A 24,817-nucleotide genomic window follows, 5' to 3' on the forward strand; every position below is an offset into this window, starting at 1 on the left:
CTTACTCTCCCATCGACGCCATCGAGGCCATCGCGTCCATTTGCATGGCTTCGGCCGATCCCGCGTCCATCGATCGCGCGAATTGCGTCGCGGCCAGCGCGGCGGATGGCGGCGCGACGTCTTTCACGGCGGCCAAGGGAGCGGCCATGGAGGTGGCCATCGGGGTGGTCATCGAACGGCCCGGATAGTTCTCCAGCACGTCGAGCAGCGCGAGCAGGCGGCTCATCCCTTCGTTCAGCACGGTGCCCTGTACCGGCGCATTGACGCGCGCCAGGGCGCGGCCGGCGAGGCGCGACAGGAACGCCGGCGCGGTGGCGCTCGGCGCATGCTGCAGGCGCAGCGTGGTCAGACCGAGCTGGATCGAGACGAGATTGGTATGGATCGATGCGTCGGCATCGGCGCCCGAACGCTCCCCTGCCTCCAGCCCGAAATGTTCCGCGGCATGACGCAGCGTTCGGAACTGCTCTTCGGCGCCATCGGCCCAGCGCGACCAGCGCGCGACGTGTGCGGCCTCGCCGGCGAGGGCGGCGTCGCAGAGGATGTACTCGGTGGAAAGCATCTCGCCGGATGCGCGATCGACCAGGCGCGACACCACGAGGCACGCCTCGATGCCGGCTTCCGAGCCGTCCGTGCGCACTCGCGCGGCGGTACGGACCTGGCCTTCGGGCACGCGCACGATGCAGTGGCCCAGCCACTGCACGGCGTCGCGATCGCGCCACGGTAATTCGCCGATCGCATGGAACGTCAGCGTGTCGGCGATGGTGTCGAGCTTGTTGGCCATACCGTTGGCGATGACGCGCGTCGTCTTGCGCGTACCGGCCACCCAGCGTTCGCCGGTCTGTTGCCAGCGCGCGAGCGTGGTCGTGGTCGGCAGCGATGCGTGCAGATTGACCACGGTTCGCGCGGCGGCGAGCGTGGCGCGCACCGTGGCGGCCTCTGCTTCGGCTTCCGCTTCGGCGAGCGACTGCCGCGTGCGGGACGACGGCACGAGCGTGGTCGCGAGCGGCATGCCGTCGCGATCGGCGAGCCACAGGGTCTGCTGCAGCAGTTGCGGCGCGCGGCGGCCCTGCGTGGGCAGGGTGGCGGTGCTCGTCACCGCGAGCACGTAGCGATCGCACGCGCGCGCGGCGTCGCGGCACATCGTCAGGCGAACCTGTTGCGCGGCCTGGCGCAGCGCCGGGCCGCCGGTGGCGCGCTGCTGCCACAGCGAGCGCGCGAGTTCGAATCCATACTGCGCGGCGTTCAGTTCTTCGACGCAGACGCCAACCGCGTTGGCGCTGTCCGTCAGCGAACGGAGCACGTCGTCGGCGCCGCTTTGCTGCGCGGCCGGTGCGCGCCCATCGCGCACTTCGTCCGCGGCGGCCTGACGGCGGGCCGCATCGGCGTCCGCGAACAGCGAGCCGCGGCGCGGCGTCAGGAACGCGCGCTCGACCAGCGCCGCGCCCTGTGCAAGTTCAAGGTGCTCGGGCACGCGCTGGCCAGTGGACGCATAGAACACCGGCAGGCGGTGACGGATCACGACGTCGAGCACGGAGCCCAGGTGCGTCGCTTCATCGAGCTTGCTGATGATGCAGCCGTCCAGACCTGGGGCATTCGCACCCGCGGCCGGCAGGGCATCGTGACGGTAGGCGTGCACCACCTCGTTGAGTGTGTCGCCGTGGCTCGCGCCGTTGAGCACCAGCACGCGCTGCACGGGTGCCTGCACGCCGGCCAGCATCGCAATCTGGTCGGACAGGCTGCGGTCGCGCTGGCTCATGCCCACGGTATCGATGATGACGAGGTGCTTCTCCTTCATCGCGTTGAGCGCGAAGCGCAGGTCGGCCGCGTCCTTCACCGCGTGCACGGGCACGCCGAGAATGTCGCCGTAGATGCGCAGCTGCTCGTGCGCGCCGATCCGGAAGCTGTCGGTAGTCAGCAGGGCGAGCTGCTCGGGACCGTGTCGCAGCACGAACCGCGCCGCCAGCTTCGCGGTGGTCGTGGTCTTGCCGACGCCGGTCGGGCCGATCAGCGCGAGTACGCCGCCCTGCGCGAACAGCGCGTCTTCATCGGACAGCACGGGCACCTTGCGCGCGAGTTCCTGACGGATCCAGCCCATTGCGGCGGGACGGTCGTAGCCGACCGGCAGCTTGCTCAGCAGCGTGCGCGACAGCTGGCCGGAGAAGCCCGCGTTGACGAGCCATTCGAAGAGCGACTCCCGCAACGGATCGCCGGCGGACACGCCCGGCGCGTTGCCGCCCGACAAACCCGCGAACTGGCGCTCGAGCATCGCCCGCATGGAGGCGAGCTCGCCGCGCAGGTCGCCGAGCTCGGCGCCATCCTGCGGCGCGGTCGCCAGCAGCGATGCGGCGGGCTGCGCCACGATGGGCGTCGGCTCGACGTACTGGACGGCCGTCGCCGAAACGGCGCCGAGATCGGTATCGCGCATCGCGACGATCTCCACACCGCCCTCGACGGTCCGGTTGGACAGGACCACGGCGTCAGGGCCCATGGCCTCGCGCACCTTGCGCATCGCTTCGCGGCCATTCGCCGCCACAAACTTTGCCACGCTCATGTTCGTAGGTTCCTCAGGCAGCGCCGCCGATCATCGCGGTGATGCGGATATTGCGGTTGTCCGGTACTTCGGCATGCGACAGCACCTTCAGTTGCGGCAGCGTCCGGCGCAGGAAGCGCGCCATCAGCGGACGCAGCGGCGACGGCACGAGCAGCACCGGATCGAGACCCAGTTGCTCCTGACGCGCGACTGCGCCCTGCGCCTGTTGCAGCAGCGCATCGGCCAGACCCGGCTCGATGCCGCCGCCATTCGACAGCGCCTGCGTCAGCACGCGCTCGAGACCCGCGTCGAGGCTGATGACCTGCAGATCCGCGTTGTTCGGGAACAGCTGCTGCGTGATCGCACGACCCAGCGCCATGCGGACCAGCGCCGTGAGTTCGGTGGGATCGCTGATCTTCGGCGCATGCTCGGCGATCACGTCCAGGATCGTGCGCATGTCGCGGATGGGGACCCCTTCGTCCAGCAGGTTCTGCAGCACCTTCTGCAGGCCCGTCAGCGAGATGGTCTTCGGCACGAGGTCTTCGGTCAGCTTCGGCGAATCCTTTGCGATGCGGTCCAGCAGCGCCTGCACTTCCTGACGGCCGAGCAGTTCGGAGGCGTGCATCTGAATCAGGTGGTTCAGGTGCGTGGCGACCACCGTGCTCGCATCGACCACCGTGTAACCGTAGGCCTGTGCCTGCTCCTTGAGGCCTGCGTCGATCCACACGGCCGGCAGGCCGAAGGCGGGGTCGCGCGTGGCGGCGCCCGGCAGCGTGCCGGTGACCTGTCCCGGGTTGATCGCCATCCACTGGCCCGGTGTCGCTTCGCCCTGGCCGATCTCCACGCCCTTGAGCGTGATGCGGTAGGCGTTCGGCTTGAGTTCGAGGTTGTCGCGGATGTGCACCACGGGCACCAGGAAGCCGATGTCCTGCGCGATCTTCTTGCGAATGCTCTTGATGCGGCCGAGCAGCTCGCCGTTCTGCGCGCGGTCGACCAGCGTGATCAGGCGGTAGCCGACTTCCATGCCCAGGGGATCCACCAGCGTCACGTCGTCCCACGTCGCTTCGGTGGTTTCCGGCGCCACTGCCGGCGCGCGTTCGTCGCGCTTCTGCTGCGTCTGCGCGGCCGCTGCGTCGCGGCGCATCGTGTAGCGACCGAACCAGGCGAGCGAGCCGGCCAGCAGCAGGAATGCGAAATGCGGCATGCCCGGGATGATGCCCATCATGCCGATGATGCCGGCGGTCAGGAACATCACGCGCGGGTTGGAGAACAGCTGGCCCGTAAGCTGCTGGCCGACGTCCTGCTCGTTCGACACGCGCGACACGATCACACCGGCGGCGGTGGAGATGATCAGCGCCGGGATCTGCGCCACGAGGCCGTCACCGATCGTCAGCAGCGTGTAGTTGCGCACGGCCGTGGAGAAGTCCAGGTCGTGCTGCACCATGCCGACCACCATGCCCGCGGCAATGTTGATGAACATGATGAGCAGACCGGCCACGGCATCGCCACGCACGAACTTGCTGGCACCGTCCATCGCGCCGTAGAAGTCGGATTCCTGCGCCACTTCGGCGCGGCGCTTCTTGGCGCCTTCCTCGTTGATCAGGCCCGCGTTCAGGTCGGCGTCGATCGCCATCTGCTTGCCGGGCATCGCATCGAGCATGAAGCGCGCGCCCACCTCGGCGATACGGCCCGCACCTTTGGTAATCACCATGAAGTTGATGACCACGAGGATCGCGAACACCACGATACCGACCGCGAAGTTGCCGCCGACCAGGAAGTGGCCGAACGCCTCGATCACCTTGCCAGCGGCGTCCGGACCCGTATGGCCCTCGAGCAGCACCACGCGGGTGGAGGCAACGTTCAGCGACAGGCGGAGCAGCGTCGTGAACAGCAGCACGGCCGGGAACGCCGCGAAGTCGAGCGCCTTCTGCGTGTACATACCGACCAGCAGCACCATGATCGACAGCGCGATGTTGAAGGTGAACAGCAGATCGAGGACGACCGCAGGCAGCGGCAGGATCATCATGCCGAGGATCATGACGATCAGCAGCGGTCCGGCCAGGGCCTTCATCTGCGCGCCCGATCGGACGCCAGGCATGTTGAATAGATTGGTCAGTGCGTTCATGCGCGGCTTTCCGGTACGGCGAGTTCATCGGGCACAAACAGTTCCGTCGGGCCGCCCGGCTGCGGACCGTTGGAGTAGTGCCAGTTCTTGAGTTGGAAGACCCAGGCCAGGACCTCGGCCACGGCGGTGTACAGGCCCGAGGGGATTTCATGGCCGATGTCCACATGACGATGCAGCGCCCGCGCCAGCGGCGGCGCGGAGAGGATCGGCACGCGATGTTCGGCGGCCAACTCGCGAATGCGAGCGGCCACTTCGTCTGCACCCTTTGCCACGACGCGCGGGGCGCTCATGCGGCCTTCCTCGTACTTGAGCGCCACGGCGAAGTGCGTCGGGTTGGTCACGACCACGTCCGCCTTGGGCACCTCGGCCATCATCCGGCGGCGCGCGATCGCGCGTTGCTGCTGGCGGATACGCGCCTTGATGTGCGGATCGCCGTCGCTTTCCTTCATTTCCTGCTTGATCTCTTCCTTCGTCATGCGGAGCTTCTTGTAGAAGGTCCACATCTGCCAGGGCACGTCGATGGCGGCGACCAGCAGCAGGGAACCGGCCACGACGCCGCACACGTAGAGCACGAGTTCCGCCATGTGCAGCAGCGCCTCGTTGACCGGCGCGCTCATCAGCGCGATGGCCTCGGGCAGGCGGCGCCACAGCATCCACGAGGCCACGCCGCCGACGAGCAGCGACTTGGCGATGGCCTTGGCGAGTTCCACGAGCGCCTGCGTCGAGAACATGCGGCCGATGCCCTTGAGCGGCGACAGGCGCGTGAAATCCGGCGCGAACGACTTGGTCGAAAACAGCCAGCCGCCCAGCGCCAGCGGCCCGACAAGCGCGGCGACGGCGAAGATCAGCAGGATCGGCAGGAAGACCAGCAGGCAATCCCAGATCATCACCGCGAACTGGGAAAGCATGCGATGGGTATCGAACGCGGTCGCGGGCTCGAACGCCAGCCCGGCGTGCATCGCCATGTTGAGCTGGCGGCCGAGCGTGCCGCCGAACAGCCACAGCGTGAACACGCCCGTCATCAGCATCATGAACGTGCCGAGCTCGCGCGAACGCACCACCTGGCCCTCTTCGCGCGCCTTCTCCAGGCGCCGGGCTGTGGCGGGTTCGGTTTTCTCGAGATCGCTTTCCTCGGACATGACGCTCCATACGTCCATTGCGAAGCGCGCGGACGGCCCTTCGTTAGCGTGGATTATCAAATCCTCGCGGGGCGGGCATTAGGAGGAAAAGGGAGGGAAATCCGCGCCTGTTTGGGGAATGAGCGGTCGCGGGGGTTAACGGTGCGGGAGGGAGGAAGCTTTAGGGGCGAGAAAAAATATGGCGATTACATTACATCGCCACGACGGCAGGTCATTCGCCCGGCTTCGGTACGGCGATGCCGAGTTGCCCCGCCATTTCCTCCACTAGCGCCCGAAGCCTGGCGACCTCGTCGGCCAGTTCCCGATGGCCGATGCGCAGGGACTCGATTTCCGAAGGCGAGATGTGCGCCGCGCCGGGGCTGGCGTTGGTGGCCGCCAACGGTTCGGGCATCGCGACTTCGCCGCACAGCAGATGCATCCATCGGCTTTCCCGTTCGCCCGGGGCGCGGGGCAGGCGGACGACGAACGGCGGCTCGTGCGCGGCCAGTTCGTCGAGGAACGCCTCGACGGACGAGATATCGGCAAACGCGTGCAGCCGCGCCGAATTGAGGCGCAACTCGGCGGGCGTCTGCGGTCCGCGCAGCAGCAGCGTGGCGAGTAGCGCCGCGGACTGGCTGGGCACGCCGAGGACGCGGCCGAGGTTCTGCTCGAAGCGCGGCACGCGGCTGCTGCTGCCTTCGAAGACGAGGCTCAACGACTTCAGCCCGTCGATCGCGGTCAGCACTTCGTCCTCGCTGACATTCATGACGGGCGAGCGCGCGGTCTTCTGGTTACAACCGGCCGTCAAGGCGTTGAGCGTCAGCGGATACGTGTCGGGTACCGTGTACTGCTTCTCGAGCAAGACGGCCACCACGCGGCCCTCGATGGGTGTCAGGGCGCGGATCGGGGGACGGGATGCGGGAGACTCGGGGGCCATCGTTGCGGTAGGAATTCCATCTGGTGAGCGCACATTGAAACCCATGCGCCGTGATTACGCAATGTCGGCCGATATCGCCAGGATGGACAAAGCCCCCATCAGGGGGCTTCGGAACTGCGGGACTTCGATGTGTCGCCGATCGTCAGACCAGATTGATCTCGACGTGGATGTTGCCGGCCGTGGCCTTCGAATACGGGCACGTCTGGTGCGCGGTATCCACGAGCTGGCGCGCGACCTCGCGCTCGACGCCCGGAATATGGACGTTCAGCCGGGCCTGCAGCAGATAGGCATCGCCATGCTTCCCCAGGTCCACTTCCGTATCCACGCTCAGGTCCGCGGGCAGCTTGATCTTCTGCTTGCCGGCGGCCAGGCCGATCGCGCCGATAAAGCAGGCGGACCAGCCCGCCGCGAACAGCTGCTCGGGGTTCGTGCCGGAACCGTTCGAGCCCGGCGAAGACAGCTGGATATTCAGGCGGCCATCGTCGCTACGGGCTTCGCCATCGCGGCCACCCGACGTGGTGTGGACCTTGCCGGTGTACAGGACTTTTTCGATGCGGGTCATGTTGTGCTCCTTGTTATAAGTGGAAGGCTGACAAGCTGCGGGAAAACCCGGGCTCAGGCGTACGCGCCGTCGAGATACGGGTCGACGCTGCGGCCCGGCTCGGCGGACACGCCGGTACGGTCCCGGCCGGCGACGAACGCGGCGCGTGCGCCATCGAAGTACGGCTCAACGTTGCGGGCGCCGTCCGAGTACGGGCTGCGCGGCTCGCTGACGGTACGGGCGCCGTCGTAGTAAGGGCTGCGCTGGTCCTGGACCGAACGCGCGCCATCGGTGTACGGGTCGCGCGGGCTCGACACGGCTGCCTGGGCGGCGGCGGCCGAAGCGGCGAGGGCGACGGCGAGAAGAACTTGCTTGGCGAAATTGGCGTTCATGATGGGTTCCTTTTGATATGCAGTGGATCGGTTCGGGCGACGCGCCGGTATGTCGTCGCCATGGATGCCATTAAAGTTGACCGACGTATCGCGCCCGTATCGGCATCGCGGCGATTGTGTGAGCCGACGTATCCGTCCGGGAGGCTGATACATCCGTGTACAAACTCGCTTTCCTTCCCACGCCGACAGAAAAAAAAGCCGCGGTGCACGCCACCGGTACGGGCGCACTGCCGCGGCTCAAGGGAGAGAAAATGGTTCAGGCCGGCAGCGTCAGCCGGGCTTCGAGCCCGCCTTCCCTGCGGTTGGCGAGCGCGAGCTTGCCGCCAAGTGCGTTGGCAAGCTGCTGGGCGATGGCAAGGCCGAGCCCCGTGCCACCCGTGCCCCGATTACGCGACGCCTCCAGCCGATAGAACGGCTGCAGCACACGCTCGAGTTCCCCATCGGGGATGCCCGGTCCGCGGTCGCGCACGGCAATCGAGAGCCCGCCGTCCTGCATGCGATCGACGGCGACGCTGACCTCGCCACCGAACTTCAGCGCGTTGTCGATCAGATTGGTCAGGATGCGCCGCAGCGCCTGCGGACGCGTGACCACCGGCGCATCGAGGTGCCCGTCGATGGCGATCGGATGGCCGCCATCGCGGTAGTCGCAGGCAATGCTGTCCAGCAATGCGTCGGGGTCGATCCGCACGGGCGCCTCCTCGCCACCGTGCAGCGTGCGCGCATACGTCACGCCTTCGCGCACGAGGTGCTCCATCTCGCGCAGGTCCCCATGCAGCTTCACGCGCGTCTCGCAGTTCTCCATCAGGTCCAGCCGCAGGCGCATGCGCGTGATCGGCGTCTGCAGATCGTGCGAGATGGCGGCCAGGATCTGGATGCGTTCGGACAGATAGCCCGCGATGCGCGCCTGCATCGCATTGAATGCGGTCGCCGCATGCACGACCTCGTCGGGTCCCCGCTCGGGAATCGGGGCGCCCTTGAGATCCGGCCCGAGATTCTCGGCGGCCGCGGCCAACTGCTTGAGCGGCCGCGTGACGAAGCGAACCGCGAGCCATGCGCAGGCGCCGATCATCGCCAACTGGACGCAGAACAGCACAGGCAGCCATGTCGAGAGCACGATACCGCTGGGCTTGACGTCCACCGTCAGCGGGCTGCCGTCGGCAAGCGTCAGATGCACCTGAAAATGCTCGTTGGGGCCGGGTACTGCGTTCACCGTCGTCGTGTAGCGTGGCGCGAGCACGCTGACGATAGCCGCCGCCGCACGTTGCGACATCGCCGATGCGGGCGCGGGGCCCGCTGTGCCTGTGCCGAGCAGATAGGTGTAGCTGCCGCGATCGAGCCGCCGCACCCACATCGGGCGCTCCGCCGCGGGCAACCGGTCGAGGATCGCGACCGATCCCGCGACGTCGACTTCGAGGTTGCCGAGCATGAGCTTGTTGGCCGCCTGCATGCGCTCGATGAGCACGACCCCGAACGACAGCCCCTGCGCGAGCGTCAGCCCGACCACCAGAATGACCATCAGGCGCGCGAACAGGGTGCGCGGCCAGAGCTTTCGTGCGCGGGCAGCGAGGATCATGGGCGGGCCTCACGGATTTCGACGGCGGACGAGAACACGTAGCCTTCGTTGCGGACGGTCTTGATATAGCGCGGCTCGCGCGCGTCGTCGCGCAGGCGCTGTCGCAGGCGGCTGACCATCAGGTCGATCGATCGCTCGAACAACTCGGCGTCGCGGCCCTGCGTGAAGTTCAGCAGCTGGTCACGGTTTAGGACGCGCTGCGGATGATCGAGGAACGTGCGCAGCAGCCGGTACTCGGCACCGCTCAGGGAGACGATCACATCGGTATCGTCCACGAGATGGCGCGCGGTGGTGTCGAGCCGCCAGCTGCCGAACGACAACACCGTGGCCGCCTCCGTCACCTGCAGGTTCGGCGGCAGCATGCGTGTCCTGCGCAGCACCGAACGGATGCGGGCGAGTAGTTCGCGCGCGGCGAATGGCTTGACGAGGTAATCGTCCGCGCCCATCTCGAGGCCGAGGATGCGATCGGTTTCCTCGTGTCGCGCCGTCAGCATCAGGATGGGGGTATGACGCTTCTCGCCGGCGCGCAGGTCGCGGCACAGTTGCAGGCCATCCTCGCCGGGCAGCATGAGGTCCAGCACGATCAGGTCCACCGAGCCCTTGTCCAGCAATGCACGCATCTGCTGTCCATTGGCCGCCAGCGACGCACGCATGCCCTGGCTCTCGAGGTAGGTCCCCACCAGTTCGCGGATCTCGCGATCGTCGTCGACGATCAGGATATGGTCGGACAGGGTCATAACACGGCTCCGCGCAGCGCGGCAATCATGCGCTATCCAGCGCGGTAACCGGATTATGGGAGGGGCCGGAGGGGTCCATGTATCACTGTGTATCTGCGCGTTCGCGCGACAAGAAACATTTCAAATTCGCGCGGCAGTGAGACAGGCGGGATACATCCCGCGCCCGGCGGCGTGGCGCATGAGGCCACGCCTCAGGCTAACGTCAGGCCAGCCGGATCTCCGCAATGAGCCCGCCGCCCTCGCGATTGCGGAGCTTCAGCGACCCGCCGATGGCGATCATCAGCTGATGCGCGATCGCCAGGCCGAGGCCCGTGCCACCCGTCTCGCGGCTGCGCGAGTTCTCGAGCCGCATGAACGGCTGGAGCACTGCTTCGAGCTTGTCCTCGGGAATGCCGCTGCCGCGATCCATGACCGAGATCGTCACGACGTCGCCGGCGCGCGCGACCAGCAACTCGGCCGCGCCGCCGAACTTGATGGCGTTGTCGATCAGGTTGGTCATCACGCGCCGCAGCGCGTGCGGCCGCGTGACAACGGCCCCGCCTACATTGCCGAGGATCTTCACATCCTTGCCGGTGTCCTGGTAATCGTAGGTCAGGCTTTCGACGAATGCGCCGATGTCGATGCGCGACGGTTTCTCGCCATCGCCCTGCGTGGTGCGCGCATACGCGAGTCCTTCCTGCACGAGGCGTTCGATCTCTTCGAGGTCGTGCACGAGCTTGGTTTTCTCCACCGAATCGTCGGCCATTTCCGCGCGCAGCTTCATGCGCGTGATCGGCGTCTGCAAGTCGTGAGAGATTGCGGCGAGAATCTGCACGCGCTCTTCGACGAAACGGGCAATGCGTGTGCGCATCGCGTTAAAAGCTGTGGCCGCATGGGCCACCTCGGTGGGTCCGTCCTCGTCCAGCGGCGGCCCCTTGGCATTGGGATCGAGCGTATCCGCCGCGTTGGCCAGCCTGGCCAGCGGGCGAATGGACTGCCGCACCGCGTACCAGCAGCACAGGATCAGTAGCACCAGTTGCGCGATCAGCACGTAGGGCAGCCACTCCGCGACCGGCGTCATGCGCGGATGCACGTCGATGGTCAGCGGACTGCCATCGCTCAGCGTCAGATGCGCCTGCAGGCGCTTGCCGTCGTTGGGAATCTTCTCCACCTTGACCGGGAACCGGCCGCCGCTGGCCTCGGTGATGCGCGCGGCGATATCGAGGCTGCGCTGGTCCTCGGCCGGCACGCCAGGCAGGCCGGGACCGAGCATGTACTGGTAGTTGCCGCGGTTCACGAGGGGCAGCCATTGCGGCCGTTCGGCGGCGGGCAGGCGGTCGAGCATGGCCAGCGTGGTGGCGACATCGGTCTCGAGCGTCCCCAGCATGACCTGCCGCGCGGACATATAGCGCTCGGAGAACAGCACCGTGAACGACATCAGGTGCGCGACGATAAGCCCGGCCAGCAGGATCAGGAACAGCCGCGAGCCGAGCGAGCGGGGCCAGAGGCTCATTGACGGGCTTCTTTGATCTCGACGGGCACCGAGAACACGTAGCCCTCGTTGCGGACGGTCTTGATGTACATCGGCTCGCGCGCGTCGTCGTTGAGCCGCTGGCGGAGGCGGCTGACGAGCAGGTCGACCGACCGTTCGAAGAGTTCCGCTTCGCGGCCCTGCGTGAGATTCAGCAACTGGTCGCGATTCAGCACGCGCTGCGGATGATCGACGAACACCCGCAGCAGCCTGTATTCCCCGCCGCTCAGGGCGACGATGGTGCCTTCCTTGTCGATGAGATGACGGGCGGTGGTATCGAGCTCCCACTCGCCGAACGCAAGCAGCTGACCCGCCTCGGTGATTTGCAGGTTCGGCGGCAGCATGCGTGTGCGGCGCAGCACCGCCTTGATCCGCGCGAGGAGCTCTCGCGCGGCAAAGGGCTTGGCGAGGTAGTCGTCCGCGCCCATTTCGAGGCCGATGATGCGGTCGGTCTCGTCGTCGCGCGCCGTCAGCATCATGATCGGCGTGGTCTTGTGCTTGCCGGCCCGGAGTTCGCGGCACAGCACGAGCCCATCGTCACCGGGCAGCATCACGTCGAGCACGATCAGGTCCACCGAGTTCGTGTCGAGGAATGCCCGCATGTGCCGGCCGTCTGGCGCCACGGTGACACGCAGTCCGTTCTTGGTGAGATACGTCGAGACCAATTCGCGGATTTCCCGATCGTCGTCCACGATCAGGATGTGGTCGATGTGCGCGTCCATAGTTTCTGCCTTGCGGAATCAATAAAAGAACGTCAGGGAAGCACGTCCCGCCTGCATGTGCAGCATTGTATTCGTTTGTATCCTCATTGTTGTGTATCGCAATGTATCTGGCGGCGCTTTCCGCACAGTGTCTTACGTAAGCGGTCAGCGACGACACATCGCGGACAATCGCGCGCGGTCTCATGCCGGCATACCCAGCTTATGAGGCCCCATCATGACCTTGCTGATACTTGCCTTCGTTGGCGGCGCGCTGACGATCCTGAGCCCCTGCATCCTTCCGGTGCTGCCGTTCGTGTTCTCCCGCGCCGGCCGGCCCTTCGCCACCAGCACCCTGCCGATGCTCGCGGGCATGGCGCTGACGTTCGCGGCGGTCGCTTCGCTGGCCTCGGTCGCCGGCGGCTGGGTCGTCCACTTCAACGAATTTGGACGAATCGCCGCGCTGGTGCTGCTGGGCGTGTTCGGCCTGTCGCTGCTTCTGCCCCGGCTCGCGGATACGCTGACCGCGCCGCTGGTGGCCTTCGGCAATCGGCTGGCCGCGCGCCATGCAGACGCCGCGCCGGCCTCGGCGGCGCGCGCGATCGGGGGCTCGCTGCTGCTCGGCGTGGCCACGGGCATGCTCTGGGCGCCGTGCGCGGGTCCTATCCTCGGCATCGTGCTCACCGGCGCGGCCCTCCGCGGCGCGAGCGTGCAGTCGACGCTGCTGCTCGTCGCCTATGCCGCAGGCGCTGCCACGTCGCTCGCCATTGCGCTAGGTGTGGGCGGCCGCCTCTTTGCGGCGATGCGGGGTTCGCTCGGCGCGGCACAAGGCCTGCGCCGCGGCCTCGGCGTCGGCGTGCTCGCCGGGGTGGTCGCCATCGGCTTTGGCGCGGACACGGGTCTTCTCGCGCGGCTCGGTGGCGACAAGACCAGCCGCATCGAGCAGGCATTGATCGATGCGCTGCGTTCGCGTAACCAGCTGGAGGCCAGCAACAACGTCGGCAATACCGACGGGCCGGGCGTACTGCTCGCCGCGAACGACATGCGCGACGGCATCAGCGATGGGCCGACAGATCGGACGAACTACCGCAGCGGCCTGCCGGTCGAGGGGCGCATGCCCGCACTCGACGGCGCCGTCGAATGGCTGAACTCGCCGCCCCTCACGCGCGAGCAGCTGCGCGGCAAGCCCACGCTCGTCTATTTCTGGACGTATTCCTGCATCAACTGCATCCGCACGCTGCCGTACCTGCGCGCGTGGGCGGAGAAGTATCCCGGCCTGCAGATCGTGGCCGTACATACGCCGGAGTTCGCGTTCGAGAAAAAGTCCGAGAACATTCGCCGCGCGCTCGCGGATTTCCGCATCCAGTTCCCGGTCGCCGTCGATAGCGATTACAAGATCTGGCGCGCGTTCGACAACAACTACTGGCCCGCCGCGTACTTCGTCGATGCCAACGGCCAGATCCGCCACCACCAGTTCGGCGAGGGCGACTATGCCCGCTCGGAGCAGGTCATCCAGGCGCTGCTCAAGGAAGCCGGCAATCGCAACGTGCCGACGGACACGGTCACGCCGGATGCCAAGGGCGCGCAGGCCGCGCCGGACCTGCGGAACATCGGCTCGGGCGAGACGTACCTCGGCTACCAGCAGGCGACGGACTTCGAGGCCACGGGTTTCGGCGGACGCCTGCTCCCCGACGCGCCCCGCGACTACCAGGTGGGCTCGCCGCGCCTCAATCACTGGGGCCTGAAGGGCAACTGGACCGTCAATGCCGACAACGCGACCGTGAACCGCGCCGATGGAAGCGTCGTCATGCGCTTTCGCGCGCGCGACCTCCACCTCGTGCTGGGACCCGCGGCGGATGGCAAGGCCGTGCGTTTTATCGTGACCATCGATGGCAAGGCGCCTGGCGCCAGCCATGGTGCCGATATCGACGCCGCCGGCAACGGCGCCGTCACCGCGACGCGCCTGTACCAGCTGGTGCGACAGGCCGGTGACGTCGGCGAGCGCACGTTCGAGATCCGATTCCTCGATCCGGGCGCCAAGGCATATGTATTTACGTTTGGTTGATCATCGATACCAGGACAATGATGGAGCGTCCCATGAAGCTATACAGTAACGAAATTTCCTCGGCGTCGTCGCGCGTGCGTATCGCGCTGGCGATCAAGGGCATCGCGCCCGAAATCCTGTCCGTGTCCATCCTCGGGCCCGATGCCGAGAATCGCCAGCGCGACTACCTCGCGCTGAACCCGCAGGGTCTGGTGCCGGCCCTGCTGACCGAGAACGGCACGTTGATCACGCAGTCGCTGTCGATCGTCGAGTATCTTGACGAGCGGTTCCCGCAGCCGCCGCTGCTGCCCGCGGACCTCGAAGCACGCGCGTTCACGCGCACGGTGGCACTGGCCATCGCCGCGGAGATCCACGCGCTGGTGCCGCCGCGCGTGGCCGCGCAACTGGGTTCGCTGGGGCTGGATGCGAATGCCATCGGCGACTGGAACCGCCACTGGATTCGCGAGGGCCTGGGCGCGGTGGAATCGTTGCTGAATGGACGCCGATCGGGCCGATCGGGCCGATCATGCCAGTACGTCGCGGGGGACACGCCCACCGTCGGCGACCTGTTCCTGTTCCCGCAGGCCATCAACGCCGAGCGCGCGGGACTCCCGCTGGCGCTATGGCCCAACCTCGCAGAGGTGGTGAACAACCTGCGCGCCGTGCCGGCATTCGCGGAGAACGCGCCCGCGCCGCGGAGATAGATCACCACGCGAAGGCGCCGCGCCCCATCCAGAGATCAGGCCGGCGTCAGGCGCTGGCCGGCCGCACCGCGACCATGTCGATCTCGATGAGCGCGCCCTTCGCCAGTCCCGTCACGCCGATGCACGTGCGCGCGGGGCGGCGGCCGACGGGCCAGTAGCTCGCGTAGGTCTTGTTCATCGTGTCGTAGTCCCGGTCGAAGTCGGTCAGGTAGACACGGACCTGCAGCACGTGCTCGAGGCCGAGCTTGCAACCTTCGAGCACCGTGGTGAGGTTCTTCATGACCTGGTGCGTCTGCGCCTCGATGCCCTCCGGATAGCCCGAATCGAGGCCAGTGCCAAGGAACGGCATCTGCCCTGTCACGAACACGAAGCCGTTGGCTTCCACGGCATGGCTGAACGGGGCCACGGGGTCCGGCGCGCCGGCCAGCATATGGAAGACGGGGGTGGCTGCGGTCATCGTTGAAGCTCTCCTTGTAAGACGGGGTTGGGCGACAGGCGTCAGGTATCGGCGATGCGATGCATCGCATTGTGCAGCAAATCCGCACCGGCTCCCGTCTTCCGTCATCTTCCGTTCTCCGCTCGCTCGCATTTCGTAAGGCGACCATTCCCAAGATGGCTCTCCACGCCTACTTTGGTCTCACGGTGCATGTCGCACCGACGGCCACCTCAGGAGAGGCAACTTGCGAACTACCGCTGCATCCGTAACGCGCAACGCCCGCCAGACGCGGCGCTTGACCGTAGTCGCCGCAGCGCTGGTCATTTGGGTCGGCACCGTGTCGGCAGCACAGGCCGGCACGCCCCCTCGCGCGTGTCTGTTCTTCTCGGGCTCGGGCGGGCAGATGGAAGCCAAACCACGCTGCACCGGGCCCGATACGATATTGGAACTTTCCGGGCCTGACCGGCCGATCCTTCAGGAAGTGCGTGTCACCGGGCCCGGTGTGCTGTTCCTCTCGGACAAGCCCGCGCTGTCCGGCCGCGTGTGGCGGGGACCGTCGTCGGGCAAGGCAGATGCCCTGGCCGCCCGAAGCATTCCGCGCGCAGCCATCGCCTCGGCATTACTGATCCCCACAGCGTGCTTCTACGAGGATGCCAATTTCCTGAGCCGTACCCGCTGCTACCGGCCTGGGAGTATCGTGGGGGAACTGCTCGCGCTCGACCGATCGATTTCGTCGCTTCAAGTCCCGACGGGCCTCAGCGTGCGTGCTTTTCTGGGGCGACACGGTACAGGGGCCATGACCACGTTCACCGCGGATGCCAACTGGTCCGCGCTCAATCGCATTGGCGCCAACGATGCCTTCCGATCGCTGCAGGTAGCGCGTACCCGCTTGTGCGCGAGCCGCTGCCCAGTTCCCGCCGGCGATGCCTATGATCTGCACGCCCTGTTCGGGGCACACTGGAAGCGCGGTGCGGACCCGCAGCCAACACTGACGTGGCCGGTGGAGGTCGGTGCGGGCACACAGATGGCGATTCGCTACGGCCAGCGTCTCACGGTGTTCCATAGCGGCGGCGCGACGTGGGTGCATGTTCGCGGGCGCGGCCCGGCCTCGATGCTCCTGCCGGAGCATCCCGACGTGCGGTACGTGTCCGTCGCAATGGCCTTTCGCGTGGGCGAATCATTCGACGTGCAGCTTGTCCGCAGCGATGCCGACCGCCGCTTCATCGATGCAACCGCCATCGCGACCCTACCGTGGCCGGCGCAGGCGGACGACGTCATCACGCTGCTCAACCTGGGCCAACAAGACGCCCCGGTGCTCGACCATCCTCGCGTGGCGGTCGTCGCCGCCGCATCGACACAAGAAGCACCGAAGGCAGGTTTCGGCACGCAGGTGCTATTGCGCGGCGCGGCGACCGGGATCGATCCCCCAGTGCATCGGGTCGCGACACGCGCCTCGCACGGTGAGGCGGTATTGGTTCAATACTTTCCCGACGATCGAGATCCGCTGGCAATGTCTGCCGCATCGCGCGTATGCAGGGTGCCGCTGGATCGTGTCATCGCGCTACCCAGCGGCGTGACAAGCGGCAAGCCCGACGCAACGCTTCCCACGCGTCCCACGCGTGGCATCGGCAATTGGGAAGTGTGCGCCAACCGCGTGATGACCGTGATCACGCTCTATCAGACGCTGTTCCCCCAGGGCTGGGATATCGCTAGATTCCGCGCCGTGATCCGGCGCGTCCTCGAACATGCCCCCCTGCATCGCGAGTCGGGCACCGACGCGGACGAGGCAACGTTCGTCGCCGCCGTACGAGAGCAAACGGATGCCGAAGACACGCGCCTGGCCGACGCGGTGCTTGGTTTTCATCACGCCAACATCATCCGGGCCTACTCCATTGCCGGCCGCGCCGACCTCGAAGTGCTGGCGGCGGACCGCGACGCGCTGGGCGCCGCCGCATGCAACGGTTCGGCGCCGACGGCCCAGATGAGCAGCGCGAGTGCGCACACGCTCGGCTGGTATCGCTATGATCTTTCCAACTACGTCCACCGCACCGTCCTACCGCGAGAGCTTCGCAACGGCGTCTCGTCATCATTGCTCCACGAGCCCTTCGTGGTCACCGTCGCCACGCGCGAGCAGGAGGACGATATCGCGGCGCTTGCCGTCCAGATTTATCGATGGCAGCAGCAATACATGCAGGCGCTGCTCCCCGGCGTGCCGATCCCCACCCTCGGCACGCCGGACCTACCGGAGCCGACGGAGCCCCCGACCACACGGCCCCCATGCCGCGCCGACCTGCCTCACGCGGGCCGCGACTTCCTCGCGGCGACCGGGTACTCGATGACGCAGGGCATCGACGACGCATTGCGGCACGCTCACGCGCGCACGTATGCGGATAGCGTCTTTGTGACCGTGCTGTTCCGCCGGCAGGCCGCGGCCGTGCTCTACGGCCATATTCCGGGGACGGGCTCGACCGAGGCCGAGGTCCTGATGCTGGTCAGCGCGCCGGAGAACGTACTGGACCCGAACCGCGATGGGGCCATCCGCGGCGCCGGGGCGGCCGCGCTCAACGCCTTCCTCCAGGAAGCCGCCAGTCGTGGCATGACAGCAGTCCGTGTGCAGGCGATCTCAGGACCGGCCACCAAAGTGACAAAGGCGGGCTTTCGGCTCGACGACGAACTCTAGGGCGGGGAACGGAAGCGCCGAGCGGCGGACGCTATACTTCCGGAGCGCCGCCCATCCGGGTGGCCGCGCGCCCGTCGGCGCCCCGCAACGGCAACAGGTTCCGGAAATTGGCTGATCAAGATCTATCGAAACTGAAAATCGACCGGCGCGCGCCAGCCGCGGTCCCGCGCCGCCGGCCCTGGTGGCGTTATGCCGCGATCCTCGTGGTGCTGCTCGTGCTCGCGGGCATCGCCATGCGGCTGGCGGGTCCGCAGGCCGTTGAGACGGCGACCGTCACCACCGCGTATCCGACCCAGAACTACACGCTGCTCAATGCCACCGGCTACGTTGTGCCGCAGCGGAAGGCCGCGGTCGCGTCCAAGGCGCAGGGTCGTCTCGAATGGCTTGGCGTGCTCGAAGGCTCGCGCGTCAAGCGGGACGAGATCATCGCGCGGCTGGAGAGCCGCGACGTGGAGGCCTCGCTCGCGCAGGCCGCCGCCCAGGTGAAGGTCTCTCGCGCCAACCTCGAACTGCAGCAGGCGGAACTACGCGATGCGGAGATCAGCCTGCGCCGGTCCCAGACGCTGCTCGAGCCCAAGGCGATCCCTCAGGCGCAGTACGATTCCGATCTCGCGCGATACAACAAGGCCAAGGCCTCCGTCAGCAGCGCGGCGGCATCGATTGCCTCCGCCGAGGCCAATGCACGCGCCGCGCAGGTGGCCGTCGACCAGACCGTGATCCGCGCGCCGTTCGACGGCGTGGTGCTGACCAAGCAGGCCAACGTCGGCGACAACATCACGCCGTTCTCGCAGGCGTCCGATACCAAGGGCGCGGTGGTGACCCTCGCGGATATGGATACGCTCGAGGTCGAGGCGGACGTCGCCGAGTCAAACATCGCCCGGATCACGCTGAACCAGCCGTGCGAGTTGCTGCTCGATGCGCTGCCCGATACCCGCTTCGCGGGACAGGTGTCGCGCATCGTGCCGACCGTGGACAGGTCGAAGGCCACCGTGCTGGTCAAGGTGCGGTTCGTCGATCGCGATGCCCGTGTGCTGCCCGACATGAGCGCCAAGATCGCGTTCCTTTCCAAGGCCGCGCCCGCCGAGGACCGCAAACCCGTGACTGCGGTGCAGCCCGCGGCCGTGGTTACGCGCGACGGCAAGCAGGTCGTGTTCGTGGTGCGTGACGGCAGGGTGGCCGAAGTGCCGGTCACCGCCGGCCCGAAGGTGGGCGACCTGGTGTCCGTGCAGGGCGTCAAGGCGGGCGACGTCGTGGTGCTGGCGCCCGGCGACAAGCTCAACGACGGCGCGAAGGTCAGCGTCGCCAGGAAGACGTCATGAGCACACCCGGCGCGGCCACCCCGCTCGTCGATATCCGCCACGTCGCCAAATCGTACCGGCGCGGCGCGCAGACGGTGCCGGTGTTGACCGATATCACGCTGGAGATCGCGGAGGGCGATTTCATCTCGCTGATGGGACCGTCGGGATCGGGCAAGAGCACGCTGCTGAATCTGATCGCGGGCATCGATCGCCCCGACAGCGGCGAGCTGCTGGTAGCCGGCCTCGATATCTCGCAGCTGCCGGAGGCATCGCTCGCCGAATGGCGCGCCGGCCATGTCGGCTTCATCTTCCAGTTCTACAACCTGATGCCCGTGCTCAATGCGTTCGAAAACGTCGAGCTGCCGCTGATGATGACGCGGCTGACGCGCGCGGAGCGCCGGGAACGCGTGGAGATGGTGCTGAGCATGGTGAATCTCGCGGACCGCATGGACCACTATCCGTCCGAACTGTCGGGCGGCCAGCAGCAGCGTGTGGCGATCGCGCGCGCGCTGATCACCGATCCGATGCTGATCGTCGCCGATGAGCCGACCGGCGATCTCGACCGCACGTCCGCCACCGAGATCCTCGCCATGATGCAGCGCCTCAATGGCGAACTCGGCAAGACCATCATCATGGTCACGCACGATGCGCACGCGGCCAATGCGGCGAAGTCCCTGGTGCATCTGGAAAAAGGTGAACTGAGCCGGGGTGAGCTCGGCTGAGCCGCTTATGTACGTACTCAAGCTGATCTCCCGCAACCTGCTGCGCCACAAGCTGCGCACGTCGCTGACGCTGCTCGGGCTGGTCATCGCGGTGCTGGCGTTCGGGCTGCTGCAGACGGTCGTGGACGCGTGGTACGCGGGGGCATCGGCCGCTTCCAATGCGCGGCTGATCACGCGCAATGCGATATCGCTGGTGTTCCCGCTGCCCCTCAGCTACGAGAACCGCATCCGCGGCGTGGACGGCGTGACGCTGATCGCGCGATCGAGCTGGTTTGGCGGGACGTACCGCGAGCCGAAGAACTTCTTCGCGCAGTTCGCGGTCTCGGACAACTACCTCGATCTTTATCCCGAGTTCATCCTGCCGGATGCGCAGCGCACGGACTACAACCGCGATCGCAAGGGTGCACTCGTGGGGCGCCAGCTCGCGGACCAGTTCGGCTTCAAGGTCGGCGATGTGATCCCGATCAAGGGCACGATTTATCCCGGCACGTGGGAGTTTATCGTGCGGGGCATTTTCGATGGGCGCGATGCCAGTACGATCACGCGCACGATGCTGTTCCATTGGGACTATCTCAACGAGACCGTGCGCAAGCGCGGCTCGCGGCAGGTCGATCAGGTCGGCGTGTTCGTACTCGGGGTGTCCGATCCCGACAACGCGGCGGGGATCTCGCGCAATGTGGATGCGGTGTTCCGCAACTCGCTCGCCGAGACGCTGACCGAGACCGAACAGGCCTTCCAGCTGGGCTTCGTCGCGATGTCCAACCAGATCATCGCGGCCATCCGGCTCGTCTCCTATGTGGTCATCGTCATCATCATGGCGGTCATGGCCAATGCGATGGCGATGAGCGCGCGTGAGCGCACGGTGGAGTACGCCACGCTCAAGGCTTTGGGTTTCGGTCCGGGCTTCCTAGCGCTGATCGTGTTCGGCGAGTCGATCCTCATGGGTCTGGTCGGCGGCGCCATCGGGATGCTCGCGACCCCGCCATTGGCGGCCGCGTTCAAGCAGGCCGTGGGCGGCGTGCTGCCCGTTTTCAATGTGTCGCGCGAGACGATGCAGATGCAGGCGCTGTGCGCGCTCGTGGTGGGCGTCGTCGCCGGTATCGTGCCCGCGATTCAGGCGGCGCGCGTGCGGATCGTCGAAGGCCTGCGGGCCATCGGCTGAGGCGGAAGCGACGGCCATGGCGATTCTCCTTTCCTATATCGCGCGCAACCTCTGGGCGCGCAGGCTCACTACCGCGCTGACGGCGGGCGGGCTCGCGCTCGTGGTGTTCGTCTACGCCACGATGCTGATGCTCGATGCCGGCCTCAAGCAGACGCTCGTGACCACGGGCGAGCCCGACAACGTCGTCGTGATTCGCAAGGGCGCGGAGACCGAGATCCAGAGCGCGATCTACCGCGATCAGGCGAGCATCATGGAGATGCACCCCGCGGTCGCGCTTGGCGGTGACGGTCGGCCGATGTCGTCGAAGGAAGCGATCGTGCTGATCTCGCTGAACAAGATCGGCTCCGACAAGGCGTCGAACGTGGTGATTCGCGGAGTGTCGCCGCGGGGCCTCGAACTCCGTCCGCAGATCCGGCTCGTGGCGGGCAGGATGTTCCGGCCGGGCTCGTCCGAGATCGTCGTCGGCAGCGGCATCGCGAAGGGCTTCAGCGGCATGCAGATCGGCGAACATCTGCATTTCGCCCAGCGGGACTGGACCGTGGTCGGCCATTTCGATGCCGGCGGCAGCGGGTTCGATTCCGAGATCTGGGGCGACGTCGATCAGCTCATGCAGTCGTTCCGGCGCACGAACTACTCCGCGATGATCGTGCGGCTGGCGCGCAGCGACCAGTTCGAGACGTTTCGCAAGGACGTCGACGTCGATCCGCGGCTAGCCAACGAAGCCAAGCGCGAGCAGACGTTCTACAGCGACCAGTCGCGGGCGCTGTCCACGTTCATCAATATCCTGGGGGTGACGCTCACCACGATCTTCTCGATCGCCGCGATGATCGGCGCGATGATTACGATGTACGCATCGGTGGCCAACCGGGTGGCGGAGATCGGCACGCTGCGGGCCCTTGGCTTCAAGCGCGCCAACGTGCTGGTCGCTTTCCTGCTCGAAGCCATTCTCCTCGGCCTCGTTGGCGGCATCGCGGGGCTGATGGGGGCCGCGCTGATGCAGTTCGCCTCGTTCTCGACCACCAACTTCCAGACCTTCGCCGACCTGTCGTTCCGCTTCCTGCTGACCCCGTCGGTCGTCATCCGCACGCTGATCTTCTCGATGGCCATGGGCCTGATCGGCGGCCTCCTACCCGCCCTGCGCGCCGCCCGCATGAACATCGTGGACGCCCTGCGCGCCCGCTGAAGTCGTAACTCTCCGAGATCACGCCGGATCCGTGTGTCACGTTATATCGTCGTCCCGCTACCGACTGTAGATGCCTCGCAACCGGTTGCTCCGGTGGAAGACTGCCCGGTGTCGTGACACCGGACGGAGGCTTCATGGGCGCGGCGACCTTTCGCCGCGCCCTTCGGCCTTGATGCTCCCCGTTCAACGCGGGCTTTCCGCCTCGGCGTTTGTCGAATGCTGCAGGAAAATCGTTGCGCCGGTCATCACCCGAGCGGATGATGCGGAAAAACCACGACAACGACACAGGATGACAATGACATTCAAGCACGCTCTCATGGCCGCCTCGCTGGCGGCGCTGGTTGGCAATGCCTCGGCCGCCGACGACCGGATGCCACCGATTCCGGCGGACAAACTGTCCGATGCGCAGAAGAAATCGATCGAACTGCTGTCGGAAGGCACGCCCGCTGGCGGTGCGCCGCGGAATATTGGCGCGGGGCCGTGGGTGCCGTTGCTGCGCAGTCCCGAGTTGCTGAACCGGCTTCAGCGGATGGGATCCTACCTTCGCTATGAGAGTGCACTCGATGCGCGTCTCAGCGAGTTCGTGATCCTGCTGACCGCACGTGACTGGAGCAATCAGTACGAGTGGCTGGCCCACCAGAAGCTGGCCGTGAAGGCGGGCGTCGCGCCGGCGGTAACGCAGGCCATTGCCGAGGGACGGCGGCCCACGGGCATGAGCCCGGACGAGGAGATGGTCTACGACTTCATCGACGAGCTGCTGCGGAACCGCAGCGTCAGCGATCCGACGTATGCGCGAGTGAAGGATCGCTTCGGCGAGCGAGGCGTCATCGACCTGATTGCGATCAACGGTTACTACAGCATGCTCGCCGCCGTGCTCAACGTGGCGCAGACGCCGTTACCGGGCGGCGCGCCGCAGCAGATTCCAACCCTGCCGAGATAATCAGCGAGAGAAGCCGAGGCCCCGCTGCCGCGGGGCCCCCGCCACTTCAACGCGGAACATCAACGCGAAACCTCAACGCTAAACATCAACGCGCGCGCTTCGGCAGCACCGGCGGCACGACACCGTCCACGCCCACGAGGCCCAGCACGGTCGTCATCGCGAGCTGCGCGCCCTCCCATGCATTGGCCGGATCGAACCACTCGTCACGCGAGTGCGAGCCACCGGACTTGCCGCCGCTGCCAAGAATCACGGCGGGAATGCCAAGCGACATCGGCACGTTCGCATCCGTGCTGCCGCCGCGCAGCGACGGCTTCTCCTTGCCGTGGCCCTGAATCACGCGCACGGCGGACTGCACGATCACGGCATCGGTCGCGGTCTGGCCGGCCGGGCGGTCTCCGATGAGTTTCTTCTCGAAGGTGATCTGTTTCGCAGCCTCCGGCGACCAGCGCTTGTTCTCCTCGTTCACCCCCGCCTCGATCGCCGCCATGATCTGCTTCTCCGTTTCGAGCAGCGCAGGCGTGCCGTTCGAGCGGATATCGATCGCCATCCGCGCATCGCCGGCAATCGCGTTGACCGACGTACCGCCACCGACGGTACCGACCGTGAACGTCGTCTTGGGATCGGTCGGTGTGCGCACGTCGCTGATCTTGCCGATTGCCCGGCCCATCGCGTGAATCGCGCTGGGCAGGCCGAAGGCGCCAAAGCTGTGGCCACCGGGTCCGCGGAAGGTGATTTCGTAACGATGGCTGCCCGTCCCCTGCGTCAGCACGCTGCCGCCGGTGCCCGGCTCCAGACCGACCATGCCATCGATGTCGGGATGATCGCGGAACAGCGCCTTCATGCCGCGCAGATTGCCCAGTTCCTCTTCGCCAACGTTGCCCACGAACACGATATCGCCGACTGTCCGCACCTTGTTGTCGTTCAGCACCTTGATCATGGACAGCAGCACGGCCAGCCCACGCGTGTCGTCGGCAATGCCGGGCGCGTACAACTTGCCGTCGCGCTCCTTGACGGTCACGTCGGTCCCCTCGGGAAACACGGTGTCGAGGTGCGCGGACACGACGATGCGCGGGCCATTGCCCGTGCCCTTGCGGATGCCGATCGCATTGCCCTCGCTGTCCATATGCGCATCGGTCAGGCCCAATGCCTTGAGGCGCCCCAGAAAATACTCCGCGCGCTGCTTCTCCTTGAACGGCGGCGACGGAATCTGCGTCATCGTCTTCAACTCGGCAAGCGTGCGCGCATCGTCGGCCTGGATATCCGCGAGCACCTTCTTCACGATCGGGGCGCTTTCGAGCTTCGTGTAGGCGCCGTCGACCGCCGGCGACACGGGGCCGACGGGAAAGGTCTGCGCAACCGAAGCCTGGCTCGCGAGCACGAGCACCGCGACGCAGGGCGCGGCAACCATGGACGAACGGACCAACTGCAAGGCGTTGAAGCGATTTCGATGGGTCATGGGGGCGCTATGTCATGTGGGTAAGACATTA

Annotated in this window: 20 protein-coding genes; 8 read left to right on the top strand and 12 right to left on the bottom strand. The window is 66.7% G+C overall.

Features of this window, described 5'->3' with window-relative positions; translation table 11 throughout:
- Position 1: 1 nt before the first annotated feature.
- The 10 genes from flhF to KHP16_RS19000 all read right to left on the bottom strand — a co-directional run bounded on the left by flhF (position 2) and on the right by KHP16_RS19000 (position 12,185).
- A complete protein-coding gene (flhF, locus tag KHP16_RS18955; RefSeq protein WP_211960900.1) occupies positions 2–2,551 on the bottom strand; it encodes a flagellar biosynthesis protein FlhF in 2,550 nt (849 codons plus the stop codon).
- Between the two features lie 13 nt (positions 2,552–2,564).
- A complete protein-coding gene (flhA, locus tag KHP16_RS18960; RefSeq protein WP_109585441.1) occupies positions 2,565–4,655 on the bottom strand; it encodes a flagellar biosynthesis protein FlhA in 2,091 nt (696 codons plus the stop codon).
- Complete coding sequence (gene flhB, locus KHP16_RS18965; protein ID WP_115955780.1) at positions 4,652–5,794, bottom strand: flagellar biosynthesis protein FlhB; 1,143 nt, start codon at positions 5,792–5,794, stop codon at positions 4,652–4,654. Before flhB ends, flhA begins: the two co-directional genes overlap by 4 nt.
- Before the next feature lie 211 nt (positions 5,795–6,005).
- On the bottom strand, positions 6,006–6,710 hold the full coding sequence (locus KHP16_RS18970) for a YceH family protein (protein WP_109585440.1): 705 nt from the start codon (positions 6,708–6,710) through the stop codon (positions 6,006–6,008).
- Between the two features lie 142 nt (positions 6,711–6,852).
- Entirely contained in the window at positions 6,853–7,272 is a 420-nt protein-coding gene (locus KHP16_RS18975; RefSeq protein WP_109585439.1) for an organic hydroperoxide resistance protein, read from the bottom strand.
- 53 nt (positions 7,273–7,325) lie between these two features.
- Positions 7,326–7,643, bottom strand: coding sequence for a hydroxyquinol 1,2-dioxygenase (locus KHP16_RS18980; RefSeq protein ID WP_109585438.1), 318 nt, complete (start codon positions 7,641–7,643; stop codon positions 7,326–7,328).
- 256 nt (positions 7,644–7,899) lie between these two features.
- Positions 7,900–9,216: an ATP-binding protein gene (locus KHP16_RS18985; protein ID WP_109585437.1), complete on the bottom strand. Its 1,317-nt coding sequence runs from the start codon at positions 9,214–9,216 to the stop codon at positions 7,900–7,902.
- Positions 9,213–9,953 (bottom strand): response regulator, encoded by a 741-nt coding sequence (locus KHP16_RS18990; protein WP_109585436.1) that lies wholly within the window; start codon positions 9,951–9,953, stop codon positions 9,213–9,215. Before KHP16_RS18990 ends, KHP16_RS18985 begins: the two co-directional genes overlap by 4 nt.
- A 202-nt stretch (positions 9,954–10,155) precedes the next feature.
- A complete protein-coding gene (locus KHP16_RS18995; RefSeq protein WP_211960901.1) occupies positions 10,156–11,445 on the bottom strand; it encodes an ATP-binding protein in 1,290 nt (429 codons plus the stop codon).
- Positions 11,442–12,185: a response regulator gene (locus KHP16_RS19000; RefSeq protein ID WP_109585434.1), complete on the bottom strand. Its 744-nt coding sequence runs from the start codon at positions 12,183–12,185 to the stop codon at positions 11,442–11,444. The genes KHP16_RS18995 and KHP16_RS19000 overlap by 4 nt, the downstream gene beginning before the upstream one ends.
- 214 nt (positions 12,186–12,399) lie before the next feature.
- Between KHP16_RS19000 and KHP16_RS19005 the strand changes: the two genes are divergently transcribed.
- Both KHP16_RS19005 and maiA read left to right on the top strand, forming a co-directional pair.
- Positions 12,400–14,226 (top strand): redoxin domain-containing protein, encoded by a 1,827-nt coding sequence (locus tag KHP16_RS19005; protein WP_211960902.1) that lies wholly within the window; start codon positions 12,400–12,402, stop codon positions 14,224–14,226.
- Between the two features lie 32 nt (positions 14,227–14,258).
- Positions 14,259–14,909 (top strand): maleylacetoacetate isomerase, encoded by a 651-nt coding sequence (gene maiA / locus KHP16_RS19010; RefSeq protein ID WP_109585471.1) that lies wholly within the window; start codon positions 14,259–14,261, stop codon positions 14,907–14,909.
- 46 nt (positions 14,910–14,955) lie between these two features.
- Here maiA and KHP16_RS19015 read toward each other — a convergent pair whose 3' ends face one another.
- Positions 14,956–15,366 (bottom strand): RidA family protein, encoded by a 411-nt coding sequence (locus KHP16_RS19015; RefSeq protein WP_208648310.1) that lies wholly within the window; start codon positions 15,364–15,366, stop codon positions 14,956–14,958.
- 223 nt (positions 15,367–15,589) lie between these two features.
- Between KHP16_RS19015 and KHP16_RS19020 the strand changes: the two genes are divergently transcribed.
- The 6 genes from KHP16_RS19020 to KHP16_RS19045 all read left to right on the top strand — a co-directional run bounded on the left by KHP16_RS19020 (position 15,590) and on the right by KHP16_RS19045 (position 23,330).
- Positions 15,590–18,025 (top strand): hypothetical protein, encoded by a 2,436-nt coding sequence (locus tag KHP16_RS19020; RefSeq protein ID WP_211960903.1) that lies wholly within the window; start codon positions 15,590–15,592, stop codon positions 18,023–18,025.
- 107 nt (positions 18,026–18,132) lie between these two features.
- Positions 18,133–19,344: an efflux RND transporter periplasmic adaptor subunit gene (locus KHP16_RS19025; protein WP_211960904.1), complete on the top strand. Its 1,212-nt coding sequence runs from the start codon at positions 18,133–18,135 to the stop codon at positions 19,342–19,344.
- Positions 19,341–20,045: an ABC transporter ATP-binding protein gene (locus KHP16_RS19030; RefSeq protein WP_109585430.1), complete on the top strand. Its 705-nt coding sequence runs from the start codon at positions 19,341–19,343 to the stop codon at positions 20,043–20,045. Before KHP16_RS19025 ends, KHP16_RS19030 begins: the two co-directional genes overlap by 4 nt.
- Positions 20,046–20,052: 7 nt before the next feature.
- Positions 20,053–21,207, top strand: a complete 1,155-nt coding sequence (locus tag KHP16_RS19035) for an ABC transporter permease (protein ID WP_109585429.1) — start codon at positions 20,053–20,055, stop codon at positions 21,205–21,207.
- 16 nt (positions 21,208–21,223) lie between these two features.
- Complete coding sequence (locus KHP16_RS19040; RefSeq protein ID WP_211960905.1) at positions 21,224–22,390, top strand: ABC transporter permease; 1,167 nt, start codon at positions 21,224–21,226, stop codon at positions 22,388–22,390.
- Between the two features lie 295 nt (positions 22,391–22,685).
- Positions 22,686–23,330 carry a carboxymuconolactone decarboxylase family protein gene (locus tag KHP16_RS19045; RefSeq protein WP_244214888.1) on the top strand — a complete coding sequence of 215 codons (645 nt, stop codon included), beginning with the start codon at positions 22,686–22,688 and terminating at the stop codon, positions 23,328–23,330.
- Positions 23,331–23,415: 85 nt separating this feature from the next.
- Here KHP16_RS19045 and KHP16_RS19050 read toward each other — a convergent pair whose 3' ends face one another.
- A complete protein-coding gene (locus tag KHP16_RS19050) occupies positions 23,416–24,786 on the bottom strand; it encodes a M20/M25/M40 family metallo-hydrolase (RefSeq protein ID WP_415831349.1) in 1,371 nt (456 codons plus the stop codon).
- Positions 24,787–24,817 lie beyond the last annotated feature (31 nt).

This window comes from Cupriavidus plantarum, assembly GCF_905397285.1.
GTDB classification, from domain to species: domain Bacteria; phylum Pseudomonadota; class Gammaproteobacteria; order Burkholderiales; family Burkholderiaceae; genus Cupriavidus; species Cupriavidus plantarum.

Bases quoted from the DNA above. Each gene is read 5' to 3' on its own strand.
- KHP16_RS19015 (WP_208648310.1), bottom strand. From the start codon at position 15,366: ATGACCGCAGCCACCCCCGTCTTCCATATGCTGGCCGGCGCGCCGGAC.
- flhF (WP_211960900.1), bottom strand. From the start codon at position 2,551: ATGAGCGTGGCAAAGTTTGTGGCGGCGAATGGCCGCGAAGCGATGCGC.
- flhB (WP_115955780.1), bottom strand. From the start codon at position 5,794: ATGTCCGAGGAAAGCGATCTCGAGAAAACCGAACCCGCCACAGCCCGG.
- flhA (WP_109585441.1), bottom strand. From the start codon at position 4,655: ATGAACGCACTGACCAATCTATTCAACATGCCTGGCGTCCGATCGGGC.
- KHP16_RS19050 (WP_415831349.1), bottom strand. From the start codon at position 24,786: ATGACCCATCGAAATCGCTTCAACGCCTTGCAGTTGGTCCGTTCGTCC.
- KHP16_RS18975 (WP_109585439.1), bottom strand. From the start codon at position 7,272: ATGACCCGCATCGAAAAAGTCCTGTACACCGGCAAGGTCCACACCACG.
- KHP16_RS19040 (WP_211960905.1), top strand. From the start codon at position 21,224: ATGGCGATTCTCCTTTCCTATATCGCGCGCAACCTCTGGGCGCGCAGG.
- KHP16_RS19000 (WP_109585434.1), bottom strand. From the start codon at position 12,185: ATGGACGCGCACATCGACCACATCCTGATCGTGGACGACGATCGGGAA.
- KHP16_RS18980 (WP_109585438.1), bottom strand. From the start codon at position 7,643: ATGAACGCCAATTTCGCCAAGCAAGTTCTTCTCGCCGTCGCCCTCGCC.
- KHP16_RS18995 (WP_211960901.1), bottom strand. From the start codon at position 11,445: ATGAGCCTCTGGCCCCGCTCGCTCGGCTCGCGGCTGTTCCTGATCCTG.
- KHP16_RS19045 (WP_244214888.1), top strand. From the start codon at position 22,686: ATGACATTCAAGCACGCTCTCATGGCCGCCTCGCTGGCGGCGCTGGTT.
- KHP16_RS18985 (WP_109585437.1), bottom strand. From the start codon at position 9,216: ATGATCCTCGCTGCCCGCGCACGAAAGCTCTGGCCGCGCACCCTGTTC.
- maiA (WP_109585471.1), top strand. From the start codon at position 14,259: ATGAAGCTATACAGTAACGAAATTTCCTCGGCGTCGTCGCGCGTGCGT.
- KHP16_RS18970 (WP_109585440.1), bottom strand. From the start codon at position 6,710: ATGGCCCCCGAGTCTCCCGCATCCCGTCCCCCGATCCGCGCCCTGACA.
- KHP16_RS19005 (WP_211960902.1), top strand. From the start codon at position 12,400: ATGACCTTGCTGATACTTGCCTTCGTTGGCGGCGCGCTGACGATCCTG.
- KHP16_RS19035 (WP_109585429.1), top strand. From the start codon at position 20,053: ATGTACGTACTCAAGCTGATCTCCCGCAACCTGCTGCGCCACAAGCTG.
- KHP16_RS19030 (WP_109585430.1), top strand. From the start codon at position 19,341: ATGAGCACACCCGGCGCGGCCACCCCGCTCGTCGATATCCGCCACGTC.
- KHP16_RS18990 (WP_109585436.1), bottom strand. From the start codon at position 9,953: ATGACCCTGTCCGACCATATCCTGATCGTCGACGACGATCGCGAGATC.